Annotated in this window: 19 protein-coding genes; 5 read left to right on the top strand and 14 right to left on the bottom strand. The window is 62.0% G+C overall.

Annotated features, from left to right (window positions below):
• Position 1 precedes the first annotated feature (1 nt).
• From BM017_RS07255 to BM017_RS07205, 11 genes are all read right to left on the bottom strand, one after another.
• Positions 2–595 (bottom strand): aminodeoxychorismate/anthranilate synthase component II, encoded by a 594-nt coding sequence (locus BM017_RS07255; protein WP_092242337.1) that lies wholly within the window; start codon positions 593–595, stop codon positions 2–4.
• Positions 596–604: 9 nt separating this feature from the next.
• Entirely contained in the window at positions 605–2,086 is a 1,482-nt protein-coding gene (gene trpE, locus BM017_RS07250; RefSeq protein WP_092242334.1) for an anthranilate synthase component I, read from the bottom strand.
• A 70-nt stretch (positions 2,087–2,156) separates the two neighbouring features.
• Positions 2,157–2,975: a phosphoglycolate phosphatase gene (locus tag BM017_RS07245; RefSeq protein WP_071490222.1), complete on the bottom strand. Its 819-nt coding sequence runs from the start codon at positions 2,973–2,975 to the stop codon at positions 2,157–2,159.
• Positions 2,972–3,646 (bottom strand): ribulose-phosphate 3-epimerase, encoded by a 675-nt coding sequence (rpe, locus tag BM017_RS07240; protein ID WP_071490223.1) that lies wholly within the window; start codon positions 3,644–3,646, stop codon positions 2,972–2,974. Before rpe ends, BM017_RS07245 begins: the two co-directional genes overlap by 4 nt.
• Before the next feature lie 84 nt (positions 3,647–3,730).
• Entirely contained in the window at positions 3,731–4,879 is a 1,149-nt protein-coding gene (locus tag BM017_RS07235) for an iron-containing alcohol dehydrogenase (RefSeq protein WP_092242329.1), read from the bottom strand.
• A 155-nt stretch (positions 4,880–5,034) separates the two neighbouring features.
• Positions 5,035–5,859, bottom strand: coding sequence for an ABC transporter permease (locus tag BM017_RS07230; RefSeq protein ID WP_015886162.1), 825 nt, complete (start codon positions 5,857–5,859; stop codon positions 5,035–5,037).
• A gap of 12 nt (positions 5,860–5,871) precedes the next feature.
• Positions 5,872–7,119, bottom strand: a complete 1,248-nt coding sequence (locus BM017_RS07225) for an ABC transporter permease (protein WP_071490225.1) — start codon at positions 7,117–7,119, stop codon at positions 5,872–5,874.
• A gap of 220 nt (positions 7,120–7,339) precedes the next feature.
• On the bottom strand, positions 7,340–8,380 hold the full coding sequence (locus BM017_RS07220; protein WP_071490226.1) for an ABC transporter substrate-binding protein: 1,041 nt from the start codon (positions 8,378–8,380) through the stop codon (positions 7,340–7,342).
• A gap of 43 nt (positions 8,381–8,423) precedes the next feature.
• Positions 8,424–9,536 carry an ABC transporter ATP-binding protein gene (locus BM017_RS07215; RefSeq protein WP_058424775.1) on the bottom strand — a complete coding sequence of 371 codons (1,113 nt, stop codon included), beginning with the start codon at positions 9,534–9,536 and terminating at the stop codon, positions 8,424–8,426.
• Positions 9,537–9,761: 225 nt separating this feature from the next.
• Positions 9,762–10,391 (bottom strand): response regulator, encoded by a 630-nt coding sequence (locus BM017_RS07210; RefSeq protein WP_071490227.1) that lies wholly within the window; start codon positions 10,389–10,391, stop codon positions 9,762–9,764.
• A gap of 18 nt (positions 10,392–10,409) precedes the next feature.
• Positions 10,410–12,404, bottom strand: a complete 1,995-nt coding sequence (locus BM017_RS07205) for a PAS domain-containing sensor histidine kinase (RefSeq protein ID WP_092242326.1) — start codon at positions 12,402–12,404, stop codon at positions 10,410–10,412.
• A gap of 77 nt (positions 12,405–12,481) precedes the next feature.
• Between BM017_RS07205 and BM017_RS07200 the strand changes: the two genes are divergently transcribed.
• On the top strand, positions 12,482–13,456 hold the full coding sequence (locus BM017_RS07200; RefSeq protein WP_092242323.1) for an alpha/beta hydrolase family protein: 975 nt from the start codon (positions 12,482–12,484) through the stop codon (positions 13,454–13,456).
• A 3-nt stretch (positions 13,457–13,459) separates the two neighbouring features.
• Here the strand turns inward: BM017_RS07200 and BM017_RS07195 are convergent, their stop codons facing one another.
• From BM017_RS07195 to BM017_RS07185, 3 genes are read right to left on the bottom strand one after another with little or no spacing between them, the layout of a single operon-like run.
• Entirely contained in the window at positions 13,460–14,227 is a 768-nt protein-coding gene (locus BM017_RS07195; protein ID WP_092242321.1) for a TerB family tellurite resistance protein, read from the bottom strand.
• Position 14,228: 1 nt separating this feature from the next.
• Positions 14,229–14,903, bottom strand: a complete 675-nt coding sequence (gene murU / locus BM017_RS07190) for an N-acetylmuramate alpha-1-phosphate uridylyltransferase MurU (RefSeq protein ID WP_071490231.1) — start codon at positions 14,901–14,903, stop codon at positions 14,229–14,231.
• Positions 14,900–15,925, bottom strand: coding sequence for an aminoglycoside phosphotransferase family protein (locus tag BM017_RS07185; RefSeq protein WP_092242318.1), 1,026 nt, complete (start codon positions 15,923–15,925; stop codon positions 14,900–14,902). The genes murU and BM017_RS07185 overlap by 4 nt, the downstream gene beginning before the upstream one ends.
• Positions 15,926–16,055: 130 nt before the next feature.
• On the opposite strand from BM017_RS07185, the gene BM017_RS07180 reads away from it, so the two are divergent.
• The 4 genes from BM017_RS07180 to rsmA are packed head-to-tail and all read left to right on the top strand — an operon-like array spanning position 16,056 to position 21,976.
• Entirely contained in the window at positions 16,056–18,869 is a 2,814-nt protein-coding gene (locus BM017_RS07180; RefSeq protein ID WP_092242315.1) for an LPS-assembly protein LptD, read from the top strand.
• Complete coding sequence (locus BM017_RS07175) at positions 18,844–20,181, top strand: peptidylprolyl isomerase (RefSeq protein ID WP_092242312.1); 1,338 nt, start codon at positions 18,844–18,846, stop codon at positions 20,179–20,181. Before BM017_RS07180 ends, BM017_RS07175 begins: the two co-directional genes overlap by 26 nt.
• Positions 20,178–21,167 carry a 4-hydroxythreonine-4-phosphate dehydrogenase PdxA gene (gene pdxA, locus BM017_RS07170; RefSeq protein WP_092242309.1) on the top strand — a complete coding sequence of 330 codons (990 nt, stop codon included), beginning with the start codon at positions 20,178–20,180 and terminating at the stop codon, positions 21,165–21,167. The genes BM017_RS07175 and pdxA overlap by 4 nt, the downstream gene beginning before the upstream one ends.
• Complete coding sequence (gene rsmA, locus BM017_RS07165; RefSeq protein ID WP_071490236.1) at positions 21,164–21,976, top strand: 16S rRNA (adenine(1518)-N(6)/adenine(1519)-N(6))-dimethyltransferase RsmA; 813 nt, start codon at positions 21,164–21,166, stop codon at positions 21,974–21,976. Before pdxA ends, rsmA begins: the two co-directional genes overlap by 4 nt.
• Positions 21,977–22,060 lie beyond the last annotated feature (84 nt).

The following is a 22,060-nucleotide window of genomic DNA, read 5'->3' as shown; positions in this document are numbered from 1 at the left end:
CTTAGCGCGTGCCGCCGCTCTGCTTGAGAAAATTGGCGAACAGCTCGTAGCCCTGCTCGGTCAGGATCGATTCGGGGTGGAATTGCACCCCTTCGATATTCAGTGTCTTGTGGCGCAGGCCCATGATCTCGTCGACCGAGCCGTCCTCCAGTTGGGTCCAGGCGGTCAGTTCCAGGCAATCCGGAAGGGTTTTGCGCTTGACCACCAACGAATGGTAGCGGGTCACGGTCACCGGCAAGTTAAGCCCATGGAACACGCCCTGATCATGATGGAATACCGGACTGGTCTTGCCGTGCATCACCTGGCGTGCACGCACCACGTCACCGCCAAAGGCCTGGCCGATGGACTGGTGGCCCAGGCATACGCCCAGGATCGGCAGCTTGCCGGCGAAATACTGGATCGCCTCTAGGGAAATACCCGCCTCGGTCGGCGTGCACGGGCCTGGCGAAACCACGATGCGCTCCGGGTTCAGGGCGGCGATCTCGGCGACGGTCAGTTCGTCATTGCGCACTACCTTGACCTCGGCACCCAACTCGCCCAGGTACTGCACAACGTTGTAGGTAAAGGAATCGTAGTTATCAATCATCAGCAACATGGGGGAACCTCAGGAATTGGGGGTCTGTTCAGCCAGCGCAACGGCGCGGAACATCGCGCGGCGCTTGTTCAGGGTTTCTTCCCATTCGAGGGCCGGCACCGAGTCGGCGACAATCCCGCCACCGGCCTGCACGTGCAGCTCCCCGTCCTTGATCACGGCGGTGCGGATCGCAATGGCCGTGTCCATGTTGCCGTTCCAGGCGAAATAACCCACGGCACCGCCGTAGACCCCACGCTTGACCGGCTCCAGCTCGTCGATGATTTCCATCGCGCGGATCTTCGGCGCACCCGACAAGGTGCCCGCCGGCAGAATCGCGCGCAACGCATCCATCGCCGTCAGGCCAGCCTTCAGCTCGCCGGTAACGTTGGACACGATATGCATCACGTTGGAATAACGCTCGATCACCATCTTCTCGGTGAGCTTCACCGAACCGATTTCCGAGACACGCCCGGTGTCATTACGACCCAGGTCGATGAGCATCAAGTGCTCGGCGATTTCCTTGTCGTCGCTCAGCAGGTCTTCTTCCAGCGCCAGATCAGCTTCTTCGGTTGCACCCCGTGGGCGTGTGCCGGCGATCGGGCGCACGGTGATCAGGTTGTCTTCGACGCGCACCAGCACTTCCGGCGAACTGCCCACCACGTGGAAGTCACCAAAGTTGAAGAAGTACATGTACGGCGTCGGGTTGAAGCAACGCAGCGCCCGGTACAGATCGATCGGCGCGGCCTTGAAGTCGATGGACATACGCTGCGACGGCACCACCTGCATGCAGTCGCCGGCGAGGATGTATTCCTTGATGGTATCGACGGCCCGCTCGTAGTCATCCTGGGTAAAGCTTGAACGAAAGATCGGGTCGGCCGCCGGCGGACGGCTGAGGTCCAGGCCGCGACGCGGGGTGATCGGCTGGCGCAGTTTTTCCAGCAGGGCTTCGAGGCTGGCCCGGCCTTGCTCGAACGCATCGGCCCGGGACGGGTCGGCCAGCACGATCGCGTGCATCTTGCCGGCGAGGTTGTCGAACACCACGACCGCGTCGGAGACCATCAGCAGGATGTCCGGCACGCCCAACGGGTCCGGATTCGGGCATTGGCCCAGACGTTTTTCCACATAACGCACGCAGTCATAACCGAAGTAACCCACCAGGCCGCCGTTGAAGCGCGGCAGGCCGGCAATGGTCGGCACGTTGTAGCGCGCCTTGAAGGCTTCGACGAACGCCAACGGATCTTCGACATCATGGTTTTCGATCTCGACGCCATCATGGGTAATGCTCACATGATGGTCATGTACCCGCAGCACCGTACGGCACGGCAGGCCGATGATCGAGTAACGCCCCCACTTCTCGCCGCCCTGTACGGACTCGAGCAGGTAGGAGTTAGGCTCATCGGCCAGTTTCAGGTAGATCGACAGCGGCGTGTCGAAGTCGGCCAGGGTTTCGCAGGCCAGGGGAATGCGGTTGTAGCCGGCAGCGGCCAAACGCAGGAATTCTTCGCGGGTCATGATATGCCTCGTGGCTTGAGGGTCTAACAGTCAGGTATGCAAACGTGCCGCAGGGCGCGGCCAGGAACAGTCAGGCGCGCCAACGCCAGCGGGCCAGGGCCTTGATGACTTTCATCCAGAGTTTGCGAGTGACCACCACGATGGAATTTCCAGAAGGGGACGGATCGGTGTCGGGCAACGTTATCTCAGCGCCCGCTCCCAAGCAACCGGGGATTAACAGGCGCAGGTCATCAATCACCATCGACGGCGACTCTTCGGCGATCGGCCGACCATGGTTATAGCCGTAGCTGAGGGCCACGCACTGCACACCCGCAGCCTTCGCCGCCTGCACATCACTGCGTGAATCGCCGACAAACAACGATTGCGAGGCCGGGATATTGGCCATTTTCATCACGAAAAACAGCGCCGCCGGATCGGGTTTTTTCTGCGGCAGGGTGTCGCCACCGATGATCCAGCGGAAATACCGACCGATTTTCATCTGGTCCAGCAGCGGCGCGACGAAGCGTTCCGGCTTGTTGGTGATCAGGGCCATTTCCACGCCCTGCTTGCTCAGCCATTTGAGGGTGTCACGTACGCCGGGGTAGACCACGGTCAGTTCATGGCCGTCTTCATAGGCGGCGTTGAACAGCTCCAGGGCGTGTTCAGCCTCGACGTCATCCACGCCTTCGGCATCGATATTATTAGCCAGGGCGCGGCGCACCAGCATCTGCGCACCGTTGCCGACCCACTCACGCACCGACTCGATCCCGGCCGGCTTGCGCCCCAGCTTGAGCAGCATCTCGTCCACCGCCGCCGCCAGGTCGGGTACCGAGTCGATCAAGGTACCGTCCAGATCGAACATCACCAGCCGTGGCAGTTTGCCGGGGAACAGCTGCTCAAAGCCGCTCATGGACGTGCCAGCGCCAGTTCGGCACGCATCTTGTCGATGACTTCCTGATAGTCCGGCGCGTTGAAGATCGCAGAGCCGGCCACGAAGGTGTCGGCGCCCGCGGCGGCGATTTCGCGGATGTTGTTGACGTTGACCCCGCCGTCGATCTCCAGGCGGATGTCGCGACCGGAAGCATCGATCAGCGCGCGAGCTTCACGCAGCTTGTTCAGGGTGCCCGGGATGAACTTCTGGCCGCCGAAGCCTGGGTTGACGCTCATCAGCAGGACCATGTCGACCTTGTCCATCACGTACTCAAGCACACTCAACGGCGTGGCCGGGTTGAACACCAGGCCCGCCTTGCAGCCGCCTTCGCGGATCAGTTGCAGGGTGCGGTCGACGTGCAGCGAGGCTTCCGGGTGGAAGGTGATGTAGGTCGCGCCGGCTTCCACGAAGTCGCCGATGATGCGATCCACCGGGCTGACCATCAGGTGCGCATCGATCGGCGCGGTGATGCCGTACTTGCGCAGCGCCGCACACACCATCGGGCCGATGGTCAGGTTGGGCACGTAGTGGTTGTCCATGACGTCGAAGTGCACGAAATCGGCACCGGCGGCCAACACCTTGTCCACTTCCTCACCCAGGCGGGCGAAATCGGCGGAGAGAATCGATGGAGCAATAACGAAGGGCTGCATGACGCACCTTTTTTGAGCTAAATCACGATGGCGCGCATTGTATACCTCATGCTTTGCCGCGCGCACCGTGACCTGGCTCAACGGCTAGTACGCCGCCCGGTAGATTTTCTCGATATCGGCGGCGCTGAGCTTGCGCGGATTGTTACGCATCAGCCGCTCAATGCCTGCCGCCTCAACCGCCATCGCCGGGATCGCGTCCTCGGGCACGCCGAAACTGCGCAGGCCTGCCGGAATCTCGACGGCGGCACACAGTCGCGTCATCGCGTCCACTGCCTGATCGGCCGCATCGTTGACGCTCAAGCCGGTGACATTCACGCCCATGGCCTGTGCAATCTCCTGCATGCGCTCCACACAGGCCAATTTGTTCCAGTGCATCACATAGGGCAGCAACAGCGCGTTGCTCACCCCATGGGCAATGTTGAAACGCCCACCCAACGGGTACGCCAACGCATGCACCGCGCCGACCCCGGCGTTACCGAACGCCATGCCGGCCATCAGGCTGGCGGTGGCCATGTCGTCACGAGCCTGCAGGTTGGCCGGGTTGGCGTAGGCCTTGGGCAGCGCCTTGGCAATCAACTTGATCGCGCCGATGGCCAGCGCATCAGTGATCGGCGAGGCATTCAGCGACAAGTAGGACTCGATGGCATGCACCAGCGCATCCACACCACTGGCGGCGGTAACGCTGCGCGGGCAGGTGAGGGTCATTTGCGGGCTGATCAAGGCCACATCCGGCAGAAGGTAGTCGCTGACGATGCCTTTTTTCAGCTGTGCGGCCTTGTCGGAGAGGATCGCCACATTGGTCACCTCCGAACCGGTGCCGGCCGTGGTCGGGATGGCGATCAACGGCGGGCCCTTGCGCGGCACCTGGTCGACGCCAAAGAGGTCCGCCAGCGCACCGTGGTAACCGGCATAGGCGGCTACGCTTTTGGCGATATCGATGGCGCTGCCGCCGCCCAGGCCGATCAGGCCGTCATGCCCGCCCTCGCAGTAAACGCGCATGCAGTCCTCGACGATGGCGATTTCCGGGTCGGGCAGTACGCGGTCGAAAATCTCGTAGGTGCGCTCGCCCAAGTGTTCGAGGGCCAGCGCCACGGTGCCGGACTTGACCAGCGCGGCGTCGGTGACGATCAGCGGGTTGTCCACATCCAGGCGGGTGAGTTCAAAGGCCAGTTGTTCGATGGCGCCAGCGCCGGTCAGCAGTTTGTGGGCGATCTTGAATGAGGAAGTACTCATGTGCGCGGCCTCTTATTAAGTGATGGGCTGGCACAAGAGTAGCTCGGAAACTCGGGTTGCCTAGCATTCAGAGGCTGAATGGTGATTTCCAACACAACACCAAACCATGTGGGAGAGGGCTTGCCCCCTCCCACACTAGAATCTCCAGCAGGCCGTTAGACTGCCGCGGTGCGCAGTTTCTCGCTACGCCCGCGCAGCCATTCCAGGGTCAGCAACAGCAATACCGAGAAGGCAATCAACAAGGTTGCCGCCGCCGCAATCGTCGGGCTGAGGTTCTCGCGGATGCCGCTGAACATCTGACGCGGCAGCGTCGCTTGCTCAGGGCCGGCGAGGAACAGCGTCACCACCACTTCATCGAACGACGTGGCGAAAGCAAACAGCGCCCCGGAAATCACCCCCGGCGCAATCAATGGCAAGGTCACTCGGCGAAACGCCGTCAACGGCGAAGCCCCGAGGCTCGCCGCCGCCCGCACCAGGTTGTGGTTGAACCCCTGCAACGTGGCCGACACCGTGATGATCACAAACGGCACGCCCAGCACCGCATGCACCACGATCAACGAGAAGAAGCTGTTACCCAGTCCCAGCGGTGCAAAGAACAGGTAACTGGCCACACCGATAATCACCACCGGCACCACCATCGGTGAAATCACCAGTGCCATCACCAGCGCCTTGCCGGGGAAGTTGCCACGGGTCAGGCCGATGGCCGCCAGGGTGCCGAACACCATCGCCAGCACCGTGGCCGCCGGGGCGACGATGATGCTGTTCTTGAGTGCACGCATCCACTCGGCCGAGGCAAAGAAGTCCTGGTACCAGTGCAGCGAAAAGCCTTGCAGCGGGTACACCAGGAAACTGCCGCTGTTGAACGACAGCGGAATGATCACCAGCACCGGCAGGATCAAGAACAACAGGATCAAGCCGCAGAGGATCCGCAAGCTGTAGAACCAGACCCGTTCAACGGGCGACATGTAAGGGCTCAGCATCGCAAGGTCTCCTCAGCTCAGGCGCAGGCGACTGGCGCCCACCAGCCGGTTGTAGATCAGGTACAGCACCACGGTGGCCAGCAGCAGCAAGCCACCCAGTGCCGTCGCCATGCCCCAGTTGATACTGGTGTTGGTGTAGAACGCCACGAAGTAGCTGACCATCTGGTCGTTCGGGCTGCCCAGCAGCGCCGGGGTGATGTAGTAACCAATCGCCAGGATGAACACCAGCAGGCAACCGGCGCCGACGCCGGCATAGGTCTGCGGGAAGTACACGCGCCAGAAGCTGGTGAACGGGTGGCAACCCAGGGAAATCGCCGCACGCATGTAGGTGGGCGAAATGCCCTTCATCACGCTGTAGATCGGCAGGATCATGAATGGCAGCAGGATGTGCACCATCGAGATGTAGACCCCGGTGCGGTTGAACACCAGCTCCAAGGGTTTATCGATCAAGCCCATGCCCATCAAGGCGCTGTTGATCAGGCCGCCGGACTGCAGCAACACGATCCACGCCGCCACCCGCACCAGGATCGAGGTCCAGAACGGCAGCAACACCAGAATCATCAGCAAGTTACTCTTGCGTGCCGGCAGGTTGGCCAGCAGATAGGCCAGGGGATAGGCCAGCAGCAAGCAGATGGCAGTGATTACCAGGCCCATCCAGAAGGTACGGGCGAAGATGTCCAGGTAGATTGCCTGGTCAGGTGTGGCCGGCGCGATTTCGCCGAGGTCGTCGATGCGATGATCGACGGCCGCCAGGAGGTAGAACGGTGTCAGGCTGCTGGTATTGCGCCGGATCGCCTGCCAGTACGCCGGGTCGCCCCAGCGTTCGTCGAGGTTTTCCAACGCTTCTTTATAAGAGCCGGGCGCTTCACTGAACGGCAGCGCCCGCGCGGTTTTGGTCAGCAGGCTACGGTAGCCGGCCAGTTCCATGTTCAAGCGTTTGGACAGATCGCCCAGGGTCTGGTTTTTGCGCGCTTCGCCCAGGTCCTCGCTGAGGGCCTGGTACACCGGTTCACCCGGCAAGCCACGGCCGTCCCAGGCCGTCACCGCGACCACGGTACGCGGCAAGCCGCCCACCACTTCCGGATTGCCGACGCTCTTGAACAGCAAAGCAACGATCGGCACCAGAAACACCAGCAGCAAGAACAGCACCAGCGGCGCAATCAAGGCCTGGGCCTTCCAGCGATTGAGCCGCTCGGCACGCGCCAGGCGCTGCTTGAGGGTGGGGCTGTTGACCTCGTTCGAGGGAACGGCGATGGCCATGGCTGACTCCGGTAAGACTGAAAATGACGACAGTTTCGTGCGATGTACAACAGACCCTGTGGCGAGCGGGCTTGCCCCGCGTTGGGCTGCGCAGCAGCCCCATTAAACCCACCGCGCTCTGCCTGATCGAGCGCGGCGCCTGGTTTTAGGGCCGCTACGCAGCCCAACGCGGGGCAAGCCCGCTCGCCACAATCAGCAAACACACAACAACACTGTTGGGTTACTTGGCCGCCCAGGAATTGAAGCGCTGCTCCAGCTGCTCGCCGTTATCCGCCCAGAAGCTCACATCGATCTGCACCTGGTTGGCGATGTTTTCCGGGGTGGTCGGCATGTCCTTGAGGATGTCCTTGGCCAGCAACGGCACGGCTTGGGTGTTGGCCGGGCCGTAGGCGATGTTTTCCGAGTAGGTCTTCTGCTGCTGAGGCTGTACTGAGAAAGCGATGAATTTCTTCGCCGCTTCGGCACGGTCCTTGGCCAGGCCTTTAGGGATGGCCCAGGCGTCGAAGTCGTAGATGCCGCCGTTCCACACCACTTTGAGGTTGCTTTCTTTCTGTACGGCGGCGATGCGGCCGTTGTAGGCCGAACTCATCACGACGTCACCGGAAGCGAGGTACTGCGGCGGCTGTGCGCCGGCTTCCCACCACTGGATCGACGGCTTGAGTTCATCGAGTTTCTTGAATGCACGGTCCTGGCCATCTTTGCCGGCCAGCACTTTGTACACGTCTTTCGGCGCCACACCGTCGGCCATCAAGGCGAACTCCAGGGTGTACTTGGCGCCTTTACGCAGGCCGCGCTTGCCCGGGAATTTCTTGGTGTCCCAGAAATCTGCCCAACTGGTGGGGGCGGAGGTGAGTTTGTCGGCGTTGTAGGCGAGCACGGTCGACCACACGAAGAAGCCCACGCCACATGGCTGGATCGCGCCCTTCACGTAGTCGGCGGTGTTGCCGAACAGTTTCGGGTCCAGCGGCTCGAACATGTCTTCGTCACAGCCACGGGAGAGTTCCGGCGATTCCACTTCCACCAGGTCCCAGGACACGCTCTTGGTGTCGACCATGGCTTTCACCTTGGCCATTTCACCGTTGTACTCGCCGGCGACGATCTTGCCATTGCCCGCGCTTTCCCAAGGTGCGTAGAACGCCTTGACCTGGGCCGCCTTGTTCGCGCCACCGAAGGACACGACCGTCAGGTCCGGGCCTGCCATGGCCTGGGTTGCGCCGATCAAGCCAATGGCCAGCGCCGAATACTTAAGGGATCTCAACATTGTTGTTCTCTCCACGTGCAGGGTTGGTGAAGCCAGGGGGCGATCAATTCGCCTCTAGAAGTGGGTCGAGTGCGCGAACGTGCTCGACTTGCCAGCCAATCGGTACCACGTCGCCGACCGCCAGGGCTGGGTCCAGCTCGGCAATCGGTTGTTTCACAAAAAAATCGGTCTTGCCGCAGACTTCCAGGCGCACGCGCACGTGGTCGCCCAGGTAGATGAATTCCGCCACCCGCCCCGAGAAACGGTTGACGCAGCTCTCGCTGGAACCATTGAGGCTGACGCGCTCCGGGCGCACCGACAGGGTCACCGGGCCACCGACCTGGCCGACATTCACCGCCAGTGCCTCGACCTTCTCGCCCCGTGCCAGCTCCACCACGCAGCGCTCGCCGGTGTGGCTGTGCAGGCGACCATTGAGGCGGTTGTTCTCACCGATGAAGTTGGCGACAAAGGTGTTCTTCGGTTCTTCGTACAAGGTGCGCGGCGCGGCGATCTGCTGGATCTCGCCTTGATGGAATACCGCCACGCGGTCAGACATGGTCAGCGCTTCGCCCTGGTCATGGGTCACGTACACCACAGTCACGCCGAGGCGCTGGTGCAGGTGCTTGATCTCCATCTGCATGTGTTCGCGCAGTTGCTTGTCGAGGGCGCCGAGGGGTTCGTCCATCAGCACCAATTGCGGTTCGAACACCAGCGCCCGGGCCAGCGCCACGCGCTGCTGCTGGCCGCCGGAGAGTTGTGCCGGGTAACGTTGGGCGAAGGCATCGAGCTGGACCATGCTCAACACGCGTTTGACCCGCTCGCTGATATCGGTCTTGCTCAAGCCCCGCACCGACAGCGGGAACGCCAAGTTCTCGGCGACGGTCATGTGCGGGAACAAGGCGTAGTTCTGGAACACCATGCCGATGTCGCGCTTGTGCGGTGGCACGTTGTTGATGGACCGCCCGGCCAGCTGGATTTCGCCGGCGGTCGGCGTCTCGAAGCCGGCGAGCATCATCAGGCTGGTGGTCTTGCCCGAACCGGAAGGCCCGAGCAGGGTGAGGAACTCGCCCTTGCGAATCTCCAGGTTGAGGTCTTTGACGATCAGGTTCTCGCCGTCGTAGCTCTTCTGCACGCCACGAAAGCTGACCAGCACATCATTTGAATCCACCTCGCTCATACCCGCACCTTTTTGTTTTGGACTGCTGTGGAACAAGCGTAGTCCAGGCGCCAGCCCCCGGAAATCGGGGGCCAGGAGAGAATTGCATCGGTCGGGTGGAAGGTTGGGGGTAGGGATTGCCCTACAGGGATGGCGCGTACGGGACAGCACAGCCGCAAGGGGCGAGCTGCAAGCGGCAAGAATGGGTTTGACGGTGTTTTGGGAGTGTCGTTATTAGATACGTCGCTAGAGGAGCTTGTGCTCCATGGCGTACTTCACCAGTTCAGCCAGTGAGGTGATATTGAGCTTTTGCATCAACCGCGCCTTGTGCGTGCTGATGGTCTTGCTGCTCAGCGCCAGCTGCTGGGCGATGTCGTTGACGTTGGCACCCTGGGCCAGGCGTTCGAACACCGAGAATTCGCGCTCGGAAAGCAACGAATGCAGCGGTCGGGTATCGGTGAGGCCGACTTCGAAGACCATGCGGTCGGCCAGGTCCGGGTCGATGTAGCGCCCGCCGGCCGCCACCTTGCGGATCGCCGTGAGCAACAGCGCCGGGTCACTGTCCTTGGTGGCATACCCGGCGGCGCCAACCTTCAAGGCGCGGGCGGCCATTTGCGCTTCGTCGTGCATCGACAACACCAGGATGGCCGGCGGATTGTTCAGCGCACGGATGCGCGCAATCGCTTCCAGGCCGTTGACGCCGGGCATCGAGATGTCCAGCAACACCACCTCGCACGGCACGTGACGCAAGGTCTCCAGCAACTGCTCGCCATTGCCGGCCTCACCCACCACCAGCAGGTCCTTGGCCAGGCCGATCAACTGCTTGATGCCTTCACGAACAATGGTGTGGTCTTCGGCTACCAGTACACGGATCACAGGCGCTTCCTCTTGGTGTTATGCATCCAACGGCACCGTGACGCTCAGGGTGGTGCCCTCCCCCAACTCGCTGTCCAGACTCAATTGCCCGCCCATGATCAGCACTCGCTCGCGCATGCCTACCAGACCGAATGATACCGGACGGCCCTGGGCCTGGACGAAACCGACGCCGTCATCACTGATGGTCAGCCGCAGATGCGTGCCTTCCACTGCCAGGGTCAGTTCGACAGTATGCGCCTGGGCATGGCGCATCACATTGGTCAGCGCCTCCTGCAGGATGCGGAACAGGCCGATGGCCTTGGCATCGCTCAAGGTCGGCAGGTTATCCGGCACCTGGACCAGGCAAGGGATGTGCGTGCGCGCCTCAAAACGCCGCGCCTGCCATTCGATGGCTGAGGCAATGCCGGCATCCAGAATCGGCGGGCGCAGCGCGGTCGCCACATCGCGTACCAATTGGAATAACTGGGCGATCAGGCGCTTCATGCTGTTCAAGCGCTCGTGCAAACCGGGGTCGAGTTGCGCATAGGCCAGCTCGCACATCGAGGTTTCGAGCTTGAGCACCGTAAGCATCTGCCCGAGTTCGTCGTGCACTTCACGGGCGATACGGGCCTTTTCTTCCTCGCGCACGGTTTCCAGGTGGGCAGAGAGTTCGCGCAGCTGCGCTTCACTTTGCAGCAACGCGGCCAACGTCCGGCGCAATTCGGTGACGTCGTTGAGGTAGACCACCAGGTACTCGGCCTCGGCAAACCGCAGAAAACTCAAGGACACATTGGTCGGCAGGATGCTGCCATCGGCACGTCGGCAATCGGTGGCAAAGTTCTGCGGGCCGTCTTCGCTGGCCCGCGCGCGTTTCCACAGGTTGAGCCAGCGGTCCATATCCAGGCTTGGATCCAGGTCAGCCAATGGCCGCTCGATCAGTGCACCGGGGCTATAGCCGAGCATGCTTTCGGCGGCACGGTTGGCGTAGCGCACATGGCTGTCCCAGTTGACCCACAAGATGCCCACGGTGCTCTGATCGATGGAAAACTGCGTCAGGCGCAAGGCTTCGGCCCCGGCGGCGCGGGCGGCGCTTTCTTCGCGGGCGGCCAATAACCCATGCTCGAGCACCCGTTGCTGGCGGCGCTGCCAGAACACGACAACCAGGCTGGCGAGCAAAAACAGGCCCAGCAACAGGCTGAGGTTTTGCCACAGGCCTGGGGTTTCCGTCAGGCGTGGGTACTTGGGTTGCAGCCAGCGGCTATGCAATTGGTCCAGGTCGCGGGCGGGGATGGCGCGCAAGGCGCTCTCCATGATGCCGGCCAGCTCCGGCCACTCCCGGCGCGTGGCCACCCGCAACAACTGTGGCAGGCCGATATCCCCCACTACCGCCAACCCGGCGAACTCCGCCTCGCCGGACAAGCGACTCAATTGCGCCTCGTCCACCACCGCATAGCGTGCCTGCTGGCTCACCAGTAGCTGCAGGGCCTGGCGCTCCATCGGCACGCCTTGCAGGTTGAGGCCGGGATAGGTGCTGCGCAGGTAGTCCGCCACGGCGCTGGGCATGCGCACGGCAACGCGGGATTGCTCATCGAGTTTCTCCAACTCCACAGCGCCGCCGCCCTCGCGTATGCCGACAATGTGCTGCGGCACACGCATGTAAGGGTCGGTGAACAACCACAGGCGTAAACCGGCCGGGGTTTGTTGCAGGCCGGGGGCGATGTCCACTTCGCCCTCGCGCACAGCGGCTTCCAGTTGCTCCTGGTTGGGGAAGTTGCGCCAGGTCAGCTCGATGTTCAGTGCCTTGGCCAACCACTGCATCAACTCGACGTTCGCCCCGGACAATCGCTGCAAACGCCGGTCGTATTGCGCATACGGCGCCTGCAATACCAGGCCCACCCGCAGTTCCGGGTGCTGGGCCAGCCACTCGCGTTGCTGCACATTGAGCTGCGCCTGGGGAGTGGCGGGCGCAGGGGCGGCATTTGCGATCAAGGCAAGGCAGCAACAGCCGATAACCAGCAGACAGCGAAAAACCATGATTGACGTCTCACATCACTGACAAATACTGACCAACCCATTAGGCTGCCGGAATCACTTCTGGCCGGGAATTTACGATGCCCTTTGTTCACCGTTCGGCACTGCCAGCATTGTGCCTGTCGCTACTTATTACCAGTGCCTTTTCCGTGCAGGCCGCTGACGCCCCCGCACCGGCCGCCGAAAAACCGGTCGAGCGCCAGCCTTTACCCGAGCGTAGCCAGGAGGAAGCCAGTGCACTGGAGCGCAAAATCCCGCAACAGGAACAGCAACAATTGCAGGCCGGCAGCGATTCATTCCTGGCCCTGTGGAAACCGGCCAACAGCGCCGAGCCCGAAGGTGTGGTGATTATCGTACCGGGCGCCGGCGAAAGTGCTGACTGGCCGCAAGCAATCAGCCCGTTGCGGCACAAATTGCCGGATGCCAATTGGGGCTCCCTCAGCCTGTCGCTGCCGGATGTGAGCGTGGACACGCTGCCACCACGTGTGATGGAAGCGCCCAAGGCTACCGTCGACACCAGCAGCAAGGAAGCGAGCACCGCCGACAAACCTATCGAACAAGCCGCCAGCGCCGAAGCCGAAGGCACCGACCCGGCCGTGGTGCCTGGCGCCGATGAACAGGACAAGACCGACGCTTCGCGCATTTTCGCGCGCATCGACGCCGCAGTGGCCTTCGCCCAGACCCAGAGCGCACGCAGCGTGGTGCTGCTCGGCCATGGCACCGGCGCCTGGTGGGCCGCACGTTATTTGAGCGAGAAGCAGCCGTCCCAGGTGCAGAAGTTCGTCATGGTCGCGGCGCAGACGCCCACCGGTCGTCACCCGGATATGCAACAACTGGCCCCCGGCCTGAAGTTGCCGACCGCCGATGTGTTCTATCAAGACAGCGCTCAATCACGCAAAAACGCACTGGCCCGTGCCCAGGCGGCCAAGCGTTTGAAGAATGATGGCTATAAGCAGGTGTCGTTGAAAGCCTTGCCCGGCAACAGTGATGCCGGGCAGGAGCAGTTGTATCGCAGGGTTCGCGGCTGGTTGAGCCCGCAGGCCAGCGTCGACTGAAACCTAGCGGAAATCCCGGCGCTCGCGAATCAACGTATAGGCGTTGTGCAATTCACGGGTACGCTCGGTCGCCTCACGCACCTGCGCGGCGCTGGCACCCGTGCCGGCAATCTTGTCCGGGTGATGGCGACTGAGCAGGCGGCGATAAGCACGCTTGATTGCCGATGGCTCGGTGGTGGCCGTCACCCCCAGCAAGCGCAACGCCTCCTGATAAGTGACGCCGCGACTGACCAATGGCCTGTGCTCAGGCTTGAAGTCAGCGGCCAATGCCTGGAGCTGTTGTGGCGTCCAGCCCAGCCATTTGCCCCACAGGTCGATCAGGTCGCGTTCGGCGTCATCCGCCTTGCCATCGGCCCACGCCATACGCCAGCACGCGCGCAACACACCTTCGGCGGCGTGGGGCTGGGCCTTGAGCGCACGCAGGTAGCTGCGCATCCGGTCAGCGCCGGACTTGCCGCGATTGAACGCCGCTATCGCACGGCGCTGGGCCGACTCGGTCATGTCCAGCGAACGCATCTCCTGACGCGCCTGCTGGATATGCCCATCCACCACGCGCCCATTGCTCTTGGCCAGGCGCCCCAACAACACAAACAACAGCTCGTCATTGCGCAACGCCGGGCGCCCGCCCAGGCGCTCGCGCAATTGGGCCCAACTGCGCAGTTGCAGGCGGCGGTCCAGCGCCTGCCCCAACAGTGCGCCCAACATGGCCCCCGGAATACTGGCAATGGCAAAGCCAGCCCCCGCGCCGATCAGCGTCCCTGGCCACAGCATGCTACTGCCCCGCTGCCAGCAGGGTTTCGACCTGCGCCAGGCGCTCCAGCGTGCCGACATCAATCCAGCGTCCCGCCATGTGTTCCCCCGTTACCAGACCTTTGGCCATGGCTGCCCGCAACAGCGGCGCCAGCTTGAAGGCACCCGCGCTGCACCCCGCGAACAGCCTGGGGTCGAGCACGGAAATGCCACTGAAGGTCAGGTTATCGGCACCGGCCGCCGCATCATGAAGCAAACCCTGATCCAGGTAGAAATCGCCACCCGAAGGGTGATGCGCCGGGTTATCGACCATCACCAGATGGGCCAGGCCCTTGAGCGGTTGCTTGAGCCGGGTGAAGTCGTAATCGGTCCAGATGTCGCCGTTGACCACCAGGAACGGTTCGTCGCCCAGCAACGGCAGCGCCTGGAAAATCCCGCCGCCGGTTTCCAGCGGTTCGCCTTCGGCTGAGTAACGGATGCGCACGCCAAACTGTGCACCATCCCCCAGGTAACTCTCGATCTGTTGGCCGAGCCAGGCGTGATTGATCACGATATCGGTGAAGCCCGCCTTGGCCAGAGCCTCCAGGTGATACTCGATCAGGCGCTTGCCACCGGCCTGCACCAGCGGCTTGGGCGTATGCAAGGTGAGTGGCCGCATCCGCTCACCTTTGCCGGCCGCCAGGATCATCGCCTTCATACGCTTGCCTCGGTGGGCTGGCGCAAGCTGGCGAGCAATTCACCCAGTTCGCTCAGCTCAGGGCGGTCGGCGAGCACCGCTTCTATATACGCAAAGAAGCGCGGCACATCGGCCAGGTAACGTGGCTTGCCGTCGCGATGGCAGATCCGCGCGAAGATGCCGATGACCTTGAGGTGGCGCTGCACGCCCATCAGGTCGCTGGCACGCAGGAAGTCTTCGAAGTCCGCCTGCACCGGGATGCCCAGTTTCGCGGCACGCTCCCAATAGCCGCGCTGCCAGTCCCGCACGCGGGCCTTGGGCCAACTGAGGAACGCGTCCTTGAACAGGCACGTGATGTCATAGGTGACCGGCCCGTAGACCGCATCCTGGAAATCCAGCACGCCCGGGTTCGGCTCGCTGATCATCAGGTTGCGCGGCATATAGTCGCGGTGCACCAGCACGTTCGGCTGCGCGAGGGCGCTGTCGATCAGGTGGTCACTGACGCGCTGCCAAAGCGCTTGTTGCTGTGTATCCAACTCGATACCCAGGTGCCGGCGGACGTACCACTCGGGAAACAATTCCAGCTCGCGGCGCAGCAAGGCGACGTCATAGCTGGGCAGCGGCGCGTCCATCGGCAACTGCTGGAAAGCCAGCAAGGCGTCGATGGCATCGGCAAACAAATGATCGGCGTTTTTGTCGTCAATCACGTCCAGGTAGGTTTTTCTGCCCAGATCATTGAGCAAAAGAAAGCCTCGGGGCAAATCTTCTGCATAAATTTTTGGAACATTTATGCCCGACTTCGCCAGCAAATGAGCGATATCGACGAAAGGTTTGCAGTTTTCCTGGGGGGGTGGAGCGTCCATTACGACAAAGGTCCGGCCCCCCCCTTCCCAACGGAAGTAGCGCCTGAAACTCGCGTCGCTGCTGGCCGCGGTCAATGTGGCCGGGGGGACGGCGCCCCAGCCTTGAGTGTTGAAAAGGATCGGCAACTGCTCTTCCAGCCAGGCTTCCAGCTGTTGTAAACGTAGATCTTGCTCGGGCATTACAAGGGTCTCCGACGGCGCTAGCCGTCAAGCGGGGCATGCTTTATTATCACGCATCTTTTTCAGACCATCGAGAGGCGTGCGGCCCAAACCGCGGGCAGATGGCACGCAGGAAGCCCGGACTAATAAGATGGCATTGAAATCCCCCGCGTTTCGTAGAAAATTTCCGTTGCTGGTAACCGGCAGTCTGCTGGCCCTGCAACCCTTCGCCACCTCATTCGTGGTCGCCGCGGAACAGTATGACTGCTCAGTCTCTGCTTCGGGTGCCTGGGATTGCGCGCCAAAAACCGCCGCAGCCCCACTACCACCACGCCCGGTGCATGACGGCGCAGCCGTCAGCTCCGCCAACAGCACGGCGCAGGCCGATGCTGGCGGCAACGCCGAGGCCGAGCCCAAGACCGCCCTGGTCACCGAAGCCAAGGGCCGTGGCCTGCGTTCGCGCAGCGCCGACTACAGCCACCTGGACTGGGTGCCCCGCGACAAGCTGACCGCAGCACAGTTGGCCGAAACCGGCCCTTACTGCGGCGGTGCGTACATCGAGCCGACTCGTCCTGGCATGAACGACAAGACGAACAAGAGCGATGCGCCCACCTTCATCGGTGCCAAGGCTTCTCGTTACGAGCAGGAACAACAGGTGGCAACCCTGGCCGGTGACGTCGTCATGCGCCAGGGCAGCATGCAACTGGAATCCGAGGAAGCCAGCCTGTACCAGGCCGAGAACCGTGGCGAGCTGAACGGCAAGGTCCGTCTGCGCGACAACGGTGCACTGATCGTGGGCGACCATGCCGAAGTGCAACTCGACACCGGTGCGGCGCAGATCGACAACGCCGAATACGTGCTGCACAAGTCGCGTATCCGCGGTAACGCGCTGTACGCCAAGCGTGCCGAGAACGCGATCATCCGTCTCAAGGACGGTACGTACACCACCTGCGAGCCAGACAGCAACGCCTGGCAGCTCAAGGGCAACAACATCACGTTGAACCCGGCCACCGGTTTCGGTACGGCCACCAACGCGACGTTGCGGGTCAAGAACATTCCGATCCTGTACACCCCCTACATCTATTTCCCGATCGACGACCGTCGTCAGTCCGGCTTCCTGCCACCGAGCTTCAGCACCGGCAGCGAAACCGGCTTTACCTTGGTCACGCCGTACTACTTCAACCTGGCGCCGAACTACGACGCCACGTTGTACCCGCAGTACATGACCAAGCGTGGCTTGTTGATGGAAGGCGAATTCCGCTACCTCACCAAGTCCAGCGAAGGCCAGTTCGGCGGCGCGTACCTGAACGACGACAGCGACGAGCGGAAAAAGCAGACCGATTACGAAAAAACCCGCTACATGCTCAACTGGCAACACAAGGGCGGGCTGGACTCGCGTGTACTGACCCAGGTCGACTACACCAAGATCAGCGATCCTTACTACTTCCAGGACCTCAAGTCCTATCAGGAAGGCGTCGAGAGCCGCGACTACATCAACCAGCAGGGTTCGGTGACTTATCGCGGCGACAGCTTCCAGGCTCGCTTGAACCTGCAGGCCTACCAGTTGGCAACGATTTCCCAGGTCACTCCGTATGACCGCCTGCCGCAGATCACCTTCAACGGCACGCTGCCGTACCATCCAGGTGGCCTTAACTTCAGCTACGAGACCGAAGCCGTGCGTTTCGATCGCGATCTGGAGAACGGCAACTTTATCAATGAGAACGGTGACTCAGAAGCCCGCCTGGACACCTACGTCCGCGGCCTGACCCGTGCCAACGGCACGCGCCTGAACGTAGCCCCAGCCGTCGAATACCCGATGAACTGGACCTACGGCTTCATCACGCCGAAGCTCAAGTACGTGTACACCAAGTATGACTTGGACCTAGACAACATCGGCAAGAACCAGATCGTTGCCGACCAGGCCGCAGCAGCCAGGAACGGTACCCAGTACGCCGGTGGTACGTTCAAAAGCTCCCAGGACCGTGCGGTTCCGATTGCTAGCGTCGACAGCGGCCTGTATTTCGACCGCAACACCAACTGGTTCGGCAAAGAGTATCGCCAGACCCTTGAGCCGCGTGCGTTCTACCTGTACGTACCGAACAAGGACCAGGCTGATATCCCGGTCTTCGACACCAGCGAGTACTCGTTCAGCTACGCGTCGCTGTTCCGCGATAACCGCTTCAGCGGCACCGACCGCATCGGCGACGAAAACAAGCTGTCCCTGGGCTTGACCAGCCGCTGGATCGAAGAGAACGGCTTCGAGCGTCAGCGCGTATCCGTCGGCCAGGCCGTGTACTTCAAGGACCGTGAAGTTCAACTTCCAGGTATCCTGGCGGCGGACCGTGCCGACGCACAGTCCGACGTTTCGCCGGTTGCCCTGGACTACGAGTTCCGCTTCAACCGTGACTGGCGCGCCACTGCCGACTACAACTGGGACACCGAGGAACACAGCCCTCGTTCCGGTAGCGCGATGCTGCACTACCAGCCGGAAGACAACCCGAACAAGATCATCAACGTCGGTTATCGCTATCGCAATGACCAAGTCGTCTACAACCAGCTGACCGGCAAATGGCAGTTCGGTGGTGACTACGGGCAACCAGGTGATCCGAACTTCGTGAAGGATTACTACAAGATCCAGCAACACGACTTCTCGATGATGTGGCCGATCATTCCACAATGGAACCTGATCACTCGCTGGCAGTACGACTACGCCCGCAACCGTACCCTGGAAGCCTTCGGTGGTTTCGAGTACGACAACTGCTGCTGGAAACTGCGCGTCATCAACCGTTACTGGGTTTCCAACGACGAATACAGCCAGATCGCCCCGCTTAACGAAAAGGGTGACCACGGGCTCTTCTTCCAGATCGTCCTCAAAGGACTCGGCGGCCTGACCGGCGCCAAGGTAGAGAGCTTCCTCGACAAAGGCATTGAAGGTTATCGTGAACGTGAAGACCAAGCTTTCTGATTGTCTGCGCCCGCTAGTGCTGGGCGCGCTGTTCCTGGGTGCCGCATCGGTGCACGCTGCGGTTCAAGAACTGGATAAGGTCGTGGCCATCGTCGATAACGACGTGATCATGCAGAGCCAACTGGACCAGCGCGTCAAGGAAGTCCAGCAAACCATCGCCAAGCGTGGCGGTGGCGTGCCGCCGACCAGTGTCCTGGACCAGCAGGTACTGGAACGCCTGATCGTCGAGAACCTGCAACTGCAGATCGGCGATCGTTCCGGCATCCGTATTTCAGACGAAGAACTGAACCAGGCAGTCGGCACCATTGCCCAGCGCAACAACATGAGCATCGATCAATTCCGCGCGGCCCTGGCCCACGATGGCCTTTCGTATGACGACGCCCGTGACCAGATCCGCCGTGAAATGATCATCAGCCGTGTGCGTCAGCGCCGTGTTGCCGAGCGGGTCCAGGTATCCGAACAGGAAGTGAAGAACTTCCTGGCATCGGACCTCGGCAAGATGCAACTCTCCGAAGAACTGCACCTGGCCAATATCCTGATCCCGACACCGGACAGCGCCAACTCCGAGCAGCTCAATGCCGCCGCCGCCAAGACCCAGGCTATCTATGATCGCCTCAAGGCCGGTGCTGATTTCGCCCAGATGGCCATTGCCCAATCCGGTAGCGACAACGCCCTCGAGGGCGGCGACATGGGCTGGCGTAAAGCCGCTCAGTTGCCACCTCCGTTCGACCGTGAACTGAGCGCCATGGCCGTGGGTGATATCACCAAACCAGCCCGCACCCCAGGTGGTTTCATCATCCTGAAGTTGCTGGAGCGTCGCGGTGGCGAGACCTCGCTTAAAGACGAAGTGCATGTTCGTCATATCCTGGTCAAACCAAGCGAAATCCGCACCGAAGCGCAAACCAAGGAACTGGCCCAGAAGATCTACGACCGCATCGAAAGCGGTGAAGACTTCGCCACCCTGGCCAAGAGTTTCTCGGAAGACCCGGGTTCTGCCCTCAACGGCGGCGACCTGAACTGGATCGACCCGAAAGCCCTGGTGCCGGAGTTCCAGCAGGTGATGGCCGATACGCCGCAGGGCGTGTTGTCCAAGCCGTTCAAGACCCAATATGGCTGGCATGTGCTGGAAGTCCTTGGCCGTCGCGCCACCGACAACACCAGCCAGGCCCGCGAGCAACAAGCGCTGAACGTACTGCGTAACCGCAAATACGATGAAGAACTGCAGACCTGGCTGCGTCAGATCCGTGACGAAGCCTACGTTGAAATCAAGCTACCAGGCGCCCAGACAGGCACCGACCAGGCAGTGCAGTGAAACCCCAGCGTTTCGCGGTGACACCCGGCGAGCCGGCCGGCATTGGTCCTGACCTGTGCCTGCTGCTCGCCTCGCAACCCCAGCCACACCCCCTGATCGCCATTACCAGCCGTGACCTGCTCCTTGAGCGGGCCGCGCAGCTGGGTGTGGCAGTCACTTTGCTGGACGTGGCGCCGGGCAACTGGCCCGAACTGCCCGCCCCCGCCGGCAGCCTGTATGTGTGGGACACCCCACTGCAGGCCAAAGTCGTCGCCGGGCAACTGGACAAGGCCAACGCAGCGTTCGTGCTCGAAACCCTGACCCGCGCCGGGCAAGGCTGCATCGACGGCGACTTCGCCGGCATGATCACCGCACCCGTGCACAAGGGCGTGATCAACGAATCCGGCATCGCCTTTTCCGGCCACACCGAATTCCTTGCCGAACTGACCCACACTGAGCAAGTGGTGATGATGCTGGCCACGCGCGGCCTGCGGGTCGCCCTGGTGACCACGCACCTGCCACTGCGCGACATTGCCGATGCCATCACCGTCGAGCGACTGGAGCGCGTGACACGCATCCTGCACGCCGACCTGCAACAGAAATTCGGCATCGCCCAACCGCGCATCCTGGTCTGTGGGCTTAACCCCCACGCCGGTGAAGGCGGCCACTTGGGCCACGAAGAAATCGACATCATCGAACCCACCCTGGAGCGTCTGCGCCAAGAAGGCATGGACCTGCACGGCCCGCTGCCTGCGGACACTCTGTTTACCCCCAAATATCTGGAGCACTGCGATGCAGTGCTGGCGATGTACCACGACCAGGGACTGCCGGTGCTTAAATACAAAGGCTTCGGCGCCGCCGTCAACGTGACATTGGGCTTGCCGATCATCCGCACCTCCGTCGACCATGGCACCGCCCTGGACCTGGCGGGCAGCGGCAGGATCGATACCGGTAGCCTGCACGTGGCCCTGGAAACCGCCTATCAGATGGCCGAGACCCGTATATGACTGAGCATTACCAACACCGGGCGCGCAAGCGCTTCGGGCAAAACTTCCTGCACGACGCTGGCGTGATCGACCGCATCCTGCGCTCCATCCATGCCAAGCCCGAAGACCGTCTGCTGGAAATCGGCCCGGGCCAGGGCGCGCTGACTCAAGGCCTGCTGGCCAGCGGCGGCCAATTGGATGTGGTGGAGCTGGACAAGGACCTGATCCCGATTCTCAACCAGCAGTTCGCCGGCAAGCCCAACTTCAACCTGCATCAGGGCGATGCGCTGAAGTTCGACTTCAACACTCTCAACGCCGCACCCAACAGCCTGCGCGTGGTGGGTAACCTGCCGTATAACATCTCTACGCCGCTGATTTTCCACCTGCTGAACAACGCCGGGATCATCCGCGACATGCACTTCATGCTGCAAAAGGAAGTGGTCGAACGCCTCGCGGCAGGCCCTGGCGGTGGTGATTGGGGCCGCCTGTCGATCATGGTTCAGTACCACTGCCGCGTCGAACACCTGTTCAACGTCGGTCCGGGTGCCTTCAACCCGCCGCCGAAGGTCGATTCGGCGATTGTGCGCCTGGTGCCCCACGCGGTACTGCCGCACCCGGCCAAAGACCATCGCCTGCTGGAACGCGTCGTACGCGAAGCGTTCAACCAGCGCCGCAAGACCCTGCGCAACACGCTCAAGGCCTTGCTGAGCAACGCCGAGATCGAAGCTGCCGGCGTCGATGGCAGCCTGCGTCCCGAGCAACTGGACCTGGCCGCGTTCGTACGCCTGGCCGACCAGTTGGCCATCCAGCCTGCGCCCGCAGCGCAATAGAGCATCCCGGGGATAGGCCAGACAGCATGTCTGGCCTAGTGCCCACCTCTTGGCCTAGACTGACCCGCATCTGCTGTCCTCTGC

Source organism: Pseudomonas sp. NFPP04 (assembly GCF_900113815.1).
In the GTDB taxonomy this organism is placed as follows: domain Bacteria; phylum Pseudomonadota; class Gammaproteobacteria; order Pseudomonadales; family Pseudomonadaceae; genus Aquipseudomonas; species Aquipseudomonas extremorientalis.
Note: the sequence above shows the minus strand (reverse complement) of the source record. Positions and strands in the feature narration are given on the sequence as shown.

Coding starts and splice junctions, on each gene's coding strand:
- BM017_RS07255 (WP_092242337.1), bottom strand. CDS start 595: ATGTTGCTGATGATTGATAACTACGATTCCTTTACCTACAACGTTGTG.
- trpE (WP_092242334.1), bottom strand. CDS start 2,086: ATGACCCGCGAAGAATTCCTGCGTTTGGCCGCTGCCGGCTACAACCGC.
- BM017_RS07245 (WP_071490222.1), bottom strand. CDS start 2,975: ATGAGCGGCTTTGAGCAGCTGTTCCCCGGCAAACTGCCACGGCTGGTG.
- rpe (WP_071490223.1), bottom strand. CDS start 3,646: ATGCAGCCCTTCGTTATTGCTCCATCGATTCTCTCCGCCGATTTCGCC.
- BM017_RS07235 (WP_092242329.1), bottom strand. CDS start 4,879: ATGAGTACTTCCTCATTCAAGATCGCCCACAAACTGCTGACCGGCGCT.
- BM017_RS07230 (WP_015886162.1), bottom strand. CDS start 5,859: ATGCTGAGCCCTTACATGTCGCCCGTTGAACGGGTCTGGTTCTACAGC.
- BM017_RS07225 (WP_071490225.1), bottom strand. CDS start 7,119: ATGGCCATCGCCGTTCCCTCGAACGAGGTCAACAGCCCCACCCTCAAG.
- BM017_RS07220 (WP_071490226.1), bottom strand. CDS start 8,380: ATGTTGAGATCCCTTAAGTATTCGGCGCTGGCCATTGGCTTGATCGGC.
- BM017_RS07215 (WP_058424775.1), bottom strand. CDS start 9,536: ATGAGCGAGGTGGATTCAAATGATGTGCTGGTCAGCTTTCGTGGCGTG.
- BM017_RS07205 (WP_092242326.1), bottom strand. CDS start 12,404: ATGGTTTTTCGCTGTCTGCTGGTTATCGGCTGTTGCTGCCTTGCCTTG.
- BM017_RS07200 (WP_092242323.1), top strand. CDS start 12,482: ATGCCCTTTGTTCACCGTTCGGCACTGCCAGCATTGTGCCTGTCGCTA.
- BM017_RS07195 (WP_092242321.1), bottom strand. CDS start 14,227: ATGCTGTGGCCAGGGACGCTGATCGGCGCGGGGGCTGGCTTTGCCATT.
- murU (WP_071490231.1), bottom strand. CDS start 14,903: ATGAAGGCGATGATCCTGGCGGCCGGCAAAGGTGAGCGGATGCGGCCA.
- BM017_RS07185 (WP_092242318.1), bottom strand. CDS start 15,925: ATGCCCGAGCAAGATCTACGTTTACAACAGCTGGAAGCCTGGCTGGAA.
- BM017_RS07180 (WP_092242315.1), top strand. CDS start 16,056: ATGGCATTGAAATCCCCCGCGTTTCGTAGAAAATTTCCGTTGCTGGTA.
- rsmA (WP_071490236.1), top strand. CDS start 21,164: ATGACTGAGCATTACCAACACCGGGCGCGCAAGCGCTTCGGGCAAAAC.